The sequence below is a fragment of the Allohahella marinimesophila genome, assembly GCF_039538005.1.
In the GTDB taxonomy this organism is placed as follows: Bacteria; Pseudomonadota; Gammaproteobacteria; order Pseudomonadales; family Oleiphilaceae; genus Allohahella; species Allohahella marinimesophila.
The window spans coordinates 39,285-52,022 of sequence record NZ_BAABBO010000018.1; the positions used below are offsets into that span (position 1 = coordinate 39,285).

Annotated in this window: 10 protein-coding genes; 9 read left to right on the plus strand and 1 reads right to left on the minus strand. The window is 56.4% G+C overall.

All coding sequences use genetic code 11. From position 1 onward, the window contains the following. Positions 1-4 precede the first annotated feature (4 nt). The 4 genes from ABD735_RS16765 (at position 5) to ABD735_RS16780 (ending at position 5,057) form a co-directional block, all read left to right on the plus strand. Positions 5-1,984: a glycosyltransferase family 2 protein gene (locus ABD735_RS16765; RefSeq protein ID WP_344808588.1), complete on the plus strand. Its 1,980-nt coding sequence runs from the start codon at positions 5-7 to the stop codon at positions 1,982-1,984. Continuing rightward, complete coding sequence (locus tag ABD735_RS16770; RefSeq protein ID WP_344808590.1) at positions 1,981-2,994, plus strand: glycosyltransferase family protein; 1,014 nt, start codon at positions 1,981-1,983, stop codon at positions 2,992-2,994. The genes ABD735_RS16765 and ABD735_RS16770 overlap by 4 nt, the downstream gene beginning before the upstream one ends. Before the next feature lie 477 nt (positions 2,995-3,471). Beyond that, positions 3,472-4,461: a glycosyltransferase family 2 protein gene (locus ABD735_RS16775; protein WP_344808592.1), complete on the plus strand. Its 990-nt coding sequence runs from the start codon at positions 3,472-3,474 to the stop codon at positions 4,459-4,461. An 11-nt stretch (positions 4,462-4,472) separates the two neighbouring features. Then, the gene (locus ABD735_RS16780) at positions 4,473-5,057 is read left to right on the plus strand and encodes an LURP-one-related family protein (RefSeq protein ID WP_344808594.1); all 585 of its coding nucleotides are present in this window, start codon (positions 4,473-4,475) and stop codon (positions 5,055-5,057) included. Positions 5,058-5,089: 32 nt separating this feature from the next. On the opposite strand, the gene ABD735_RS16785 is transcribed toward ABD735_RS16780, so the two are convergent. After that, positions 5,090-5,377, minus strand: coding sequence for a GGDEF domain-containing protein (locus tag ABD735_RS16785; RefSeq protein WP_344808596.1), 288 nt, complete (start codon positions 5,375-5,377; stop codon positions 5,090-5,092). Positions 5,378-5,865: 488 nt separating this feature from the next. Between ABD735_RS16785 and ABD735_RS16790 the strand changes: the two genes are divergently transcribed. From ABD735_RS16790 to ABD735_RS16810, 5 genes are all read left to right on the plus strand, one after another. Continuing rightward, positions 5,866-6,639, plus strand: coding sequence for a 16S rRNA (uracil(1498)-N(3))-methyltransferase (locus ABD735_RS16790; protein ID WP_344808598.1), 774 nt, complete (start codon positions 5,866-5,868; stop codon positions 6,637-6,639). Then, entirely contained in the window at positions 6,632-7,939 is a 1,308-nt protein-coding gene (locus ABD735_RS16795) for an efflux RND transporter periplasmic adaptor subunit (protein WP_344808600.1), read from the plus strand. The genes ABD735_RS16790 and ABD735_RS16795 overlap by 8 nt, the downstream gene beginning before the upstream one ends. Beyond that, positions 7,936-11,085 (plus strand): efflux RND transporter permease subunit, encoded by a 3,150-nt coding sequence (locus ABD735_RS16800; protein WP_344808602.1) that lies wholly within the window; start codon positions 7,936-7,938, stop codon positions 11,083-11,085. Before ABD735_RS16795 ends, ABD735_RS16800 begins: the two co-directional genes overlap by 4 nt. Beyond that, the gene (locus ABD735_RS16805) at positions 11,082-12,314 is read left to right on the plus strand and encodes a DUF445 domain-containing protein (RefSeq protein ID WP_344808604.1); all 1,233 of its coding nucleotides are present in this window, start codon (positions 11,082-11,084) and stop codon (positions 12,312-12,314) included. The genes ABD735_RS16800 and ABD735_RS16805 overlap by 4 nt, the downstream gene beginning before the upstream one ends. Positions 12,315-12,526: 212 nt before the next feature. Beyond that, positions 12,527-12,721, plus strand: coding sequence for a hypothetical protein (locus ABD735_RS16810; protein WP_344808606.1), 195 nt, complete (start codon positions 12,527-12,529; stop codon positions 12,719-12,721). Positions 12,722-12,738 lie beyond the last annotated feature (17 nt).

Consider the following 12,738-nt stretch of genomic DNA (forward strand, 5'->3'; position numbering starts at 1 on the left):
TCGCATGAAGGACACGGATTTGAGCATTGCCGTGGTCATCCCATGCTTCAATGCTGAGGCCTATCTCGCTCAGACCATAGGCTCGGTACTGGCGCAGACATATCCAGCTGCCGAGATCGTAGTTATCGACGATGGCTCCACCGACGGCAGCCTGGCCATTGCGCGGGAATATGAAGCCGCCTTCCCTGGCCTCATCAGGGTGCACAGCGAAAGGTCAAGTAACGCGCCCCGTACTCGCAACATCGGCGCAGCGCTCACCAGCGCTAACGCCCTGATGTTTCTCGACGCTGATGACGTGTTGGCGCCGGATGCGCTTGAAGCCCTTGCGACCGCCTTAGCAGCCAATCCCGGCGCCATTGCCGCTTGCCCATGGCGGCGCCTCGAACTTCAGGACGAGAAATGGCTCAGCCTGCCCGCCACCTGCGCCCCTCGAAAGGCTGATCAGGATGCCTTGAGCGGCTGGCTGACCGGATGGTATTACCCACCGTGTGCAATGCTCTGGTCACGACAGGCCTACACTGATATTGGCGGATGGGATGAAGAAGCCACCTCCAATCAGGATGGTGATCTCGTCATGCGCGCGCTGGTCGACGGCGTCAGCTTGATCGAAACTGATGCCGGTACCGCCTATTACCGCAAGCTGCCCGATGGCCAGACCTCCCTGAGCGGCAAACGACACAGCTTCGACGGCCTGAAAGGTCGAGTTCGGGTGATCGAGAAAATTGCACGAATGCTGGAAGAGTCGGGACGCATCGAACCGTATCGTGCATCGATCAGGCGGGCTTTTCTGCTGCTGTCTGCCGAGGCGGCAGATCGTTTCGATGGTCTGAGCCATTACGCCCGCACAAAAAGCCAGGAGTACGCGCCTTCAATACTGAGTCGTGCGATGGCTCGAGCGGAGGATTTTCGGAGCAGCGCAGCACCATCAAGACCCGCGGCTGCTCCGCCACGTGACCAGGTCGAAGAGATCAGCTTTGGACTGGATGAGGCCCGTGAGCTCTCGAGCGCCATCAATAGCGACGATAGCGTTCAGACAACGGCTATTCAACGCCCCACCGTCAGCGTCATTATTCCGGTGTACAACCGGGCGCATCTTCTGCAACGCACAATTCGTGGCGTTCTACAGCAAACCTTTGAAGACTTCGAAGTGCTCATTATCGATGACTGCTCAAAAGACGATCCGGCTTCGGTGGTCGCCGCGATTCAGGATCCTCGCCTGCGTTATATTCGTCAGCCCGAAAACCGGGGTGTCGCCGCTGCTCGCAACCGTGGACTGCGTGAGGCCCGGGCACCTTTCGTCGCCTTTCTCGACGATGATGATGAATGGTTCCCTCAGAAGCTGGCGCTGCAGGTGAGTCTACTCGAGGCCGCCGCTCCGGAGGTGGGTCTTGTCTACACTGGCACGGAAACGATTACCGATAACGGTAGCCGCACGATAGATACGCCCTCTGCGCATGGTGATCTCTACCAGGAGCTGCTGATCAGGAACATTCTGCATGGCGCGCCGGCCAGCGCCTTGATGCGACGCAATGTGATCACCAACGTTGGCTTTTTTGACGAGACACTGCCTGCGATCGAAGATTACGACTATTGGCTGCGCGTGAGCCGCTATTACAGGATCGAGTGTGTGAGCACACCGCTCGTTCGTTACAACGATTTTCGTGAGCAGTCGGATGGGCAGCAGAACCAGGAGCGGCGTTCGCTCAACATTCAGGCTAACCTCGAGGCGCGGGCGCAGTTCTACAGAAAACATGGCAAACAGATGCGTCTGGCCGGCGTCGCTCACCTTTTCCTCATCGAGACTGCCCGCCGGGGGCTGGTAGATGAATGGCAGGACAGGCAGGCCGCGAGGCGCCTGTCGTTGCAGGCGCTGTTCCTGGCGCCCAGGTCCTGGCCGGTTCGCCATATGTTGATGAGGTCTTTCGGCGTGTTGAAAGCGCTACGTGTCTTGAAAGGTCTGCGACCGGCAGGAGCAAAAGGATGAACAGGATGGACGCATCAGCACCACTTGAAACAGCAAAACCGGTAGCGCTCAAACGCGTGTTCGTTTCTCCAGGACACAACGATCCCTCGGAGCCGATCAACGGGCTTGCGCGCGAACTGCGAAGCCTGGGGGTCAAGGTCTACCCTGCTGACCTGTCGATGACTGACGACCCTTATCAATGGCTGAATTATGCGCTGCGCAGTCAGATCCTCGTCTTCAATCGCTACGACAATGGTGATGGTCGGTATCTTCAGCGCCAGTTGTATCGTGCCAAACTGCTTGGCTGTAGTGCGGTGCGATGGTGGGTAGGTACAGACGTACTGAACTGTCTCGAGTCTCAGCACACCATGCAGGTGGCCAGAGAGGTCGACGCGGCGGTGGACCTGAATATCGCCGTGTCTCCTCACCTGGTCACCGAGTTACGGGACATTGGAATAGAGGCTGAATATGTACCCTCTTTTTGTGATTTCAGCGCACTACCAGATAATGCTCCGTCCCCGCTGCCAAAGGGTGTGCTGACCTATCTACCGACTCACCGGAGAGCTTTTTACGGCGAAGCCGTTCTGATCGCCGCCATAGAAGCAAATCCAGACCTCGAGTTCCTGGTCATCGCCGATGAGTCCCATGCCCTGGCCCATTACCCCAATGTGACCAGCCTCGGATGGATAGATGACCTTCGGGATATCTGGTCCCGAGTCGGCCTCCTGCTGCGCGTGACCGAACACGACGGCATGCCACGCATGGTGCTCGAAGCACTCGCTCGCAGCAGGTATGTCATTTATTCAGAAGTTTTTGAGGGATGCTGGTTCGCAAAGTCCACTGAGCAGGTCCTTGAACACCTCGATAACTTCAAGGCACTTGGCGACCCTAACCTACACGGCCCCTCTATTGTAAAATTTTCAAAAAGTGCGAAATTTCAGTACCTTGAGAAGCTCGAAAACCAGCTCCGGCCCGGCTTTTCCCTGATTCGCTTCTGGCAGCAGCTTCAGGCCTATAAAAAACTGGGCTGACAAGGAGCTCAGTAAGCGTGGGCGCTGGGCGGCCATTTTGATGTCATGACTGCCTGGCTGGAGCAGGTGGGCGTGAGATCTGGCACGAAAATCGCTGCGTATTGAATGCCTGACAGTTCCGCATCATCGAGCCGTGGCTATCAGGCTCTGCGGTTCTCGCATTAATTATACTGGTATATAGCTGAATTTATATCTGCCGCCTATTATCGGAGCAGTTTTGACTTCGTGTTCTTCGATATCAGCCTGGCCACCAGAACCTGATGATATTGCTTGCACTATTTGCATAATTAGAGGGATGATTAATTACGGATGTAGTCCGTCACGGCATTATTGCATATCTTTACAGATTATATCTTTACATCAGCACTGGCTAATGTTAGCTGTTGTTTCGATTATATTATATTTGCAGATGGGTCAACAGAGTTTATTAGCCTGCCAGAAAGACCTGCTATAACAACTGGAGAATAATAATTTCTCATGGCAAAGATAACTGTTGTAATTCCCGCCTATAATGCTGCCAACACCATTCAGTCCTGCCTGGACAGCGTGTGTCAGCAGCGACGACCAGCGGATGAGATCATCGTCGTTGATGATGGCTCTTCCGATGACACCAGCCGACTCGTATCGGCCTATGGCCACGATGTCAAGTTGATCGTTCAGGAAAACCAGGGGAGCGCCAAGGCACGCCAAACTGGCAGCGATGCTGCAAAGGGCGACTATATCGCCTACCTGGACTCGGACGACTGGTGGCTTGACACCCATCTGTCTGAGGTAGAGCGTGTCTTGAATGCGGCCACTGTCGACTTTCTGTTTACAGACTTGAGACGCGCCTGGCCTACGGCCTCTCCTTCCGAATACTCTGCAAGAAATAGCACTTTTTTCCCTTGGTTCAAGGAGAGCTTCCTGGAAAAGGCGAAAGCTGTCCGCGGTGTGGATAACTGCTACAAATTCAGTCAGCGCCAATCACTGAATCTCCTGTTGAGAGGCTTCCCGGTTTATCCATCCACTGTTGTCGTCAGCAAGAGAGCATTAAATAAGGTAGGTGAATGGGATGTCAGATTCAGAAGATGTCAGGACTTCGATTTCTCCTTGCGCGTAGCACGACATTTCGGAATTTTCTATTTTGATGATGTGCACACGATTCTTGGCTTACATGATGTCAATGCTGACGTTAACAAATATGTTCTGATGCAGACATTGGGCGACATCAAGGTATTGGAGACCCACTTGTCAGAAAATCAGCACCATCGAGAATATGCTGAGTCGGTCAAACTCGCGCTGTCTTCCAAGCTATATAACCTGGGTAGACGATATATGGCTCAGGAAGACTACAAGAACGCTATCAACACCTTTATCAGGTCGGCCTCCTTCCCCGGAAAACGCATGAAAGCGCTTATCCAGTCACATCTGAGTGCTTTGTTGGTCTTCAAACATCGCTGGGTCAGTCTGCGAGACAAGACTTCGTAGTCGCTGTTTCGATGAATTTCCCCCTGCAGTTCACGTTCAAGATACTCGCCTTTGCCCCGCAACTTTCGGTCACGGACGCTCGAGGCAAAGAGCTTGCCTATGTGCAGCAAAAACTGTTCAAGCTCAAGGAAGCGGTGACCGTCTACGCGAATTCGGACAAGCAGCAGATCGACTACGAGATCAAGGCCGACCGGATTATTGATATTTCCACCAGATTCAACTTTCGTAGTGCCGATGGCACCAAGGTCGGTAGCGTGAAACGCCGGGGCATGCGTTCACTCTGGCGCGCAACTTATGAAGTCTATGACGCCGCAGATGCGATCAGCTTCACGATCAGTGAGGCGAACCCCTGGACCAAGATGATCGACAGTGTGCTGGGTAATGTGCCCGTGCTGGGCTTCCTCACCGGCTACTTTCTGCACCCCAGTTACAACGTGATCCAGAATGACAGGACCGTGGCGCGTATGACCAAGCAGCCGGCATTCTTCGAGGGCCGCTTTATGGTTGAGCGCCATGAAACACTGTCTGAACAGGAAGAGCAAAGCATCCTCCTCGGCCTGATGATGCTTGTACTCATGGAACGGGAGCGCGGATAGTATCAGTGGCTCTTGAAGGCAGGCATTGCACACTACACCGGCGTAATGTCGAACCCTCCCTCTTCCTGGTTAGCCGACAACATGACTCGATTGCGGCCAGCATCTTTCGCAGCGTAGAGCGCGTCGTCTGCCGACTTGATCAGTCCGTTCATTTCATCATGCGCCTTGGGGACGGTTGACGACACGCCAATGCTGACAGTCAGGGTAATAGTATTACCTTCCCACTGGACTGGCGTACTGGCCACCTTTTCACGCATTCGTTCAGCCACCACGCCGGCACCCTCAACATTGGCGGCTAATACGCTGCTGCTCAGCATCATGAGCAGAACAAGGAGAAGCCATCTATTGAGGTCAGTTATCATAAAGAAGTGAACGCACTCTCAGTTTTTCATTCAGCAGCGAGTATAGCTGAAACCGGAAGGTTGTCCTGGAGATGAGTATATCGTTTCAATGGGCGGCATATAGGGCTGATACCCTTGTCGCCATGAGCAGGTACTGTGCAGCCACCCCACGAAGATCTCCCTTTCGTCATATCCCATGGAAGAAAAGATGAAGCAAAGCTTGAAAGCCCTGATCAAACGTTCAGAACAGTGGGCGTACCATCTCAAACACAGGCAGCAGGCGTCATAACGACATCAAATTCTCGGAGGCTACCACTGGCCCCTACTTTTCGGATCTGGGCTGGGAACAGCTAGGGAGAACCTGATCGACCCATCCTGATGAAGCTGGGGATGTTTTCCCTGACGATCGCACGGTAGACTGGGGCACGCTCAACAGGCAGTCGCTTCAGGATTACCAATCGCATCGCATGAGAACCTCACGAATCTATATCGATCCAGCTGAGCATGGCGGCCTTGCGGCGACCATGGCCCAGCCGGACAGACAGCTCCAGCTCAGCGGCCAGTCCGCGCATTATCTCGCTACCGTGCTTCGCCTTCGTGAAGGCGATGGCATCGTGCTCTTCGACGGTCTCGGCTCAGAGTTCGAGGCGATCATTGGTACGGGTTCAAAACGCAGCTTGAGTGTGCAGCTGCAAAACGAACTACCCGGTCTGCCACCCTCCCCCTGTCGGGTCACGCTGGTTCAGGGCGTATCCAAAGGCGATCGAATGGATTTTGCCGTTCAGAAGGCCACTGAACTCGGCGTGCACCGTATCGTGCCCCTGCTGACCAGCCGTTGCGACGTCAAGCTCGATGACGAGCGCAAGGCCAAGCGTCTCAGACACTGGCAACAGATTGCCATTTCAGCGGCTGAGCAATGTGGACGCAGCGATGTCCCGGCGATCCTGCCCTTCGTTCAGCTGCACCCCTGGCTGGAAGAAGGTCATCAGGGCTATATTCTTCACCCAGCCGATGTGGCTGCATCCAGTCTGGATCCTGCGGCATTCGGCCTCGTCAATCCCTGCCTGCTGGTTGGCCCGGAAGGCGGCTTCAGTGATGACGAGGTGAACGATGCACTGAGAGCTGGCTACCACGCCTGGGTGCTCGGCCCGAGAGTACTTCGCACTGAGACCGCACCGCTCGCCGCACTCACGGTCCTGCAATGGCAGTCAGGTGATCTCAGAGGCAGCTCGAATGCCTGAGCGCAGCAGACGTTTGTGGCCCTGGGGGCTGCTGCTGGTGCTCATCACAGCGGCACTCGTCTACCTCATGTTCGCCAATCGCAGCCAACCGCCGCAGCGGGAAGTGGTTGAAACAAGTTTCACGGTTGACGTGAGAACACTCGAAAATCAGAGCATCGCCCCTGAAATCCCGCTTCTCGGCATCATTGAATCAACCCAGCAGACGCAGATCCGCAGCCGGCTGAATGCGACGGTGGAGACGCTGCATGTACTTGAGGGCGACAGCGTCAAGGCAGGCGAACCCTTGCTCAGCTTCAACGAAGCCGAAGCGCTGGTACCGCTGACGCAACGTCAAAGCGAAGTCGCTGAACTCGAGGCCCTCATCGCTGAACAGAAGGCCAGAGCGGCTGCCGACCGCGCTGCACTGAAGACCGAACAGCGTCTGCTGGCGCTCAGCGAAAAAGCGGTAAATCGACAGGAATCCCTGACACGCTCGAATGTCACCTCGCAGGAACGCCTCGAAGCGACGCAGACATCACTGGCCCAGCAACAGCTTGCCCTCATCAACCGTCAGTTTGCCGTAGAAAACGCAGAGAACCAGCTGGCCCAGCTCCAGGCTCGCCTGGATCGAGCCAAAGCCCTCCTGGCGCTGGCGGAACTGGATTATGCACAGGTTGAATTGCTCGCACCCTTCGATGCACGGGTCGCCTCTGTCGCCGTCGCGGCTGGTGATCGCATCAATATATCAGAACCGCTACTCCAGTTAGTGGGGCTCGATAGCCTCGAGGTTCGCGCCCAGATTCCCAACCGCTGGGTGCCAGCCGTGCAGGGCGCACTGGCTTCGGGTCGCCTGGATGACAGTGATGCGCTGGCGACCGCCCTGGCGACGGTCTACGGCAAGCGTCATGAATTGCTGCTCAAGCGGGTGGCCGCACGCACCAATGCCAGCACTGGGGGCATCGATGCTTTCTTCGCCTTCGTGAACGAACCACCGTTCGCCGTCAACAAGGCCGTCCCGGTAGTTCTACTGCTGCCGCCGTTGGAGAATGTCTACACGGTGCCTGAATCGGCAATTTACGGCGATGATACCGTCTATATCGTCGAAGAAAAACGCATGCAGCCGCGGGCTATCCAGCGGCTGGGCCGCTTCACCGGCCCAAAGGGGCTTGAACAGGTCATTTTCCGCTTCGATACAGCTGGCGCCTCAGAGCCCGCCGATATGGAGGGTGCGCAGGTCGTCGCCACACAACTGCCGACCGCGACGACCGGGCAGCTGGTCAAGGTGCGCGAAAGCAACGATTCTCCGGCCGCCGTACGATGATTCAGAACGCTGGCCAGCACCGCAGTGACCTGATCGGACTGTTCGCCCAGCACAAGGTCGCGGCCAACCTGTTGATGATCATCATGCTGATGGCAGGTGTGGTCGGTCTCATCAAGCTCAACACCCAGTTCTTCCCCACCTTCGCGCTGGATTTCATCACCGTCAGGGTCATCTGGCCCGGCGCCTCGGCCGAAGATGTCGCGCGTTCGATTACCTCTCCCCTTGAGCAGGAGCTACAGGACCTCGATAACGTCAAGGAGATGCGCAGCACTTCCGCACGTGGCTTCTCTTCCATCGTCATCGAGTACGAAGAGGGCAGCAATATGAGTATCGCCCTCGACAACGTGAAGGACAGGGTGAGCCTCGTCAGGAACCTGCCTGCAGAGGCCGAAGATCCGCAAATACGCACGTTCAATCGTCATGAAGACGTCGCCACGCTGATCGTCACTTCCGAAGGCTCGCTCACAGAACTCAGAGCCGTGGTTCGCGATCTGGAGGACCAGTTGCTCGAGCGCGGCATCGCCAAGATCGAATTTACCGGCCTCCCGGAAGAGGAGCTGGCGATTCAGCTTGATACCGCCGAAATCATCGATCTGCAAAGGCCCTTACCAGCCATAGGCCGCCTGATCGTCAATCAGAGCCAGGACATTCCCGCAGGTACGACAGGGCGTAAGGAAGCTGCGCGCGAACTGCGATCGTTAGAGCAGAAGCGTGATGCCGAGAGCTTCCGTCAGTTGGCGCTGCTCACCACCACCAGCGGGGAACAACTGCGTCTTGGCGATGTCGCGGACATCGAGCGTCGGCCGAAGGATCAGACGGTGGAGGTGCTCTACAACGACAAGCCCGCAGTCCTGATGAAGCTACTGCGGACCGAAAACGCTGACACGCTCGAAAACGCCGCCATTTTGCAGACCTGGCTGGCGGATATCGAAGGCACCCTGCCCCCCAGCATCGAAGTCCTGCCCTTCAGCGAAGCCTACGTGCTCATTCAGGAGCGTATCGATCTACTGCTGAAAAATGGTCTCGGTGGGCTGGTGCTGGTCGTCGCCATCCTGTTTATTTTCCTCAATGGCCGCGTGGCCTTCTGGGTCGCCATCGGCATTCCGGTCAGCTTCATGGGCACGCTGTTCGTGCTGTATCTCATCGGTGGCAGCATCAACATGGTCAGTCTGTTCGCACTGATCATGGCGCTCGGGATCATCGTCGATGATGCCATCGTCGTCGGTGAAGACGCCCTCACCCACTACACTCAGGGCGAAAGCGCGCTGAAGGCAGCAGAGGGCGGCGCGCGACGGATGTTCGTCCCGGTCATGTCATCATCGCTCACTACCATTGCGGCCTTTCTGCCGCTCATGCTGATCAGCGGCATCATCGGCAGCATTCTCAAGGCCATTCCGATCGTCATCATCTGTGTGATCATCGCCTCGCTCATCGAAAGCTTCCTGATACTGCCAGGTCACCTCGAAAGCTCGTTCGCGAAGAACCGACACCGCAAGCCGGGAAAGCTTCGCCTCAAGCTGGACGCCGGCTTCAATCACTTTCGCGACAAGATGTTCCGGCCTCTCGTCAGTGCCGCTCTCAGACACAGGGCGCTCACCCTGTCGATGATTCTGTGCAGCTTCGTATTGAGCATTTCATTGCTGGCTTCAGGGCAGATCAAGTTCACTTTCTTTCCCACCCCTGAAAGCACCCTCATCACCGCCAGCGTCAAGTTCGTCGCCAGTGCTGACGAAGATGAGGTCAGAGCCTTCGCTATCGAGATGGACCACGCGCTTGAGCGGGTGAACCAGGAACTGGGCGGGGATACCGACCTGGTGTACCACTCAGTAGTGCGCCTCGGACAAGGGACCTTCGATGGTGGCCGAAGCTTCCAGACCGGCGAGCAGTATGCCAATGTGCAGGCCGAACTGATTTCCTCCGACCAGCGCGAGGTCAGGAATACCGAACTCATCGCCGCCTGGCGCGCAGCCTTGCCTGAAACGGCGGGCATTGAACAGATTTCGATGACCAGCCCTCGCGGCGGCCCACCCGGTGAAGACATCGACATTTTCCTGAGTGGCGCGCAGCCGGAAACGCTCAAACTGGCAGCGGGTGAACTCATCAACGTGCTGGGGAATTTCGAGGGCGTCAGCAACATTCAGGACGACCTGCCCTACGGCCGACAGCAGTCGATCTATAGTCTGACACCGGCCGGAGCAGCACTGGGCCTGTCCGTCGCGGAAGTAGGTGCGCAGCTGCGGGCGGCTTTCGACGGCCAGGTGCTGCAGATCTATTATGACGACGAAGAAGAGGTGGAAGTCCGCATCATGCTCAGCGATGCCGCCCGCGACTACCATCGCACACTTGCGGCCTTCCCCATCATCACGCCCTCAGGGGCTGCCGTTCCCCTCGACGACGTCGTCAACATCGAACCCCGGCGGGGGCTCGAGGTGCTGCGCCACACCGGCGGCAAGCTCGGCATTCATGTCACGGCGGATGTCGATGCCTCGGTCACCAATGCCAACACCATACTGACGGGTCTGGCTGAAGACCAGCTGCCGGACATTGCGGCTGACTATGGCCTGCGCTTTGAACTCCAGGGGCGTGCCGAAGAACAGCGGGATACTGGCAATGACATGCTGCTTGGTGCGGTTCTCGGCGTCTCACTGATGTACCTTATTCTGGCCTGGGTCTTTTCCTCGTACCTCTGGCCGCTGGCGGTCATGATTGCGATTCCCTTCGGCCTCACCGGTGCGGTATTCGGCCACTGGCTGCAGGGCCTCGACCTGACGATTCTTTCACTGTTCGGATTTTTTGCGCTCTCAGGCATCGTGGTGAATGATTCCATCATCCTCGTCAGCTTCTACCAGGACCTGCGGCGGGAGGGCATGGCTGTGGCGACAGCGCTGGTCGAAGCGACCTGTCAACGGCTTCGGGCGGTCCTTCTGACTTCCCTGACTACTATTGCAGGCCTGTTACCGTTACTATTCGAAACTTCGTTGCAGGCTCAGTTCCTGATTCCCATGGCCTCGAGCATCTCCTTTGGGCTGGCCTTCGCGACTGTACTCATACTATTTGCCATTCCCATCATGCTGTCGCTGCTCGAAGGCGCTCAGGCACGGCTGGGCTCGCTGTTCAAAGGAAAAGGACATCCTGAAACCCCATGACACCTGCTGACCTTTCCACTGCGGAGCTGCTGCAATACGCCTCCATCCCGGTCGTGGCTGCCCTGATTGGCTGGATAACCAACTGGCTCGCCGTAAAACTCACCTTCAAACCTCTGGAATTCGTCGGCATCCCGCCTTTTCTGGGCTGGCAAGGCATCATTCCATCGAAGGCCCGCAAGATGGCTGACCTCTGCGTCGATGCCACCATCGCCAAACTGGGCACCGTTCCGGAGATATTCGAGCAAATCGACCCTGAGCTGCTGAGCAAGCACGTCATCGATTCGCTGATGCCGCGAATCGAAGAGTATGTCGACGATGTCATGACGCGGGAACATCAGACCCTGTGGGAAAACCTGCCGATGCGGGCACGAAAGATCGTCTACGATCGCGTGCGAAAGAGTGCGCCATCCCTGGTGGACAAGCTCGTCACGGACATCGGTCTGCAGATCGACACGCTGCTGGATCTCAAGAAGCTGGTGGCAGATTGCCTGGAAGAAGACCGAGAGCTGCTCAACAGGCTGTTCCAGGAGTGTGGCGAAGCGGAGTTTCGCTTCATCATCAACAGTGGCTTCGTGTTCGGCTTTATCTTCGGCCTGTTTCAGATGGTCGCCTGGTATTTCTATCCAAGTTCCTGGGTGTTGCCGGTGTGTGGCTTCATTGTCGGCTGGGCGACCAACTGGATTGCACTCAACATCATTTTCCGCCCGGTCAGACCGGTCAAGGTTGGGCCATTCACAGTCCAGGGCCTGTTTCTCAAGCGACAGCCGGAAGTGGCGAATGTGTTCTGCGATATCGTTACACAGGAGATCCTGACCGTCGGCAACATTCTCAATTTCATGCTCAATGGTCCGCAGTCAGGCCACATGCGCGCCATCATCCGCAAGCACGTCAAGCCGCTTGTGGACGAAACAGCTGGCATCACCAAGCCCCTGACTCAGATTGCCTTTGGCCCTGCTGGCTTTGCCAAACTTCGCGAACAGGTCGGTGAGCAGGCCATCAAACTCTCTCACGAGACTTTTGATGACCCCCTGTTCAACAAATCGAGAGCCACTGCGGTGGCGGCGATCATGCGGGAACGTATGATGCTGCTCTCGCCCGAGGAGTTTCAGGCCTTGCTCCGTCCCTGCTTTCAGGAAGACGAAGTCAAGCTGATCATGATAGGCGGCATACTCGGGCTGCTGGCCGGCGTCGCGCAGCTTATCTGGGTATTTGGGGAAAGCATGCTGTAAGCCGTCTGTAACCTGAATCACCGATAATTTCCGTTAACCAGGTTTGACAAAACTATAACAAAAGGTAAGACTTGCTTACCGTTTATTTCTTGAACAAGACAGGATGTTGAATCGGAAAGACCGGAACAGGGTGCAGCGCAGATCCCCTCGGGGCTGTGAGTACGTAGTATGTTTACAACTGGTAATTTCGAAAAGTATAGGATGACCACGTAATGTCGACTTCCCAGCTCGCTGGTTTAAGCCATATCAAACCCAGAAGCAGCACCGAGCGGCGCCTGTTCAGAGAGCTTCTGGAACTCGGCGCCTATCTCAATCGTGCCCAGACTCTGGAACAGCTGAATCTCGTTCAGCAATACCGCCAAATGATCGAGGAGCGGTGTGATGTGCTATCTGGTCTGCGGCGGTGATACGCTGTTGAGAGACC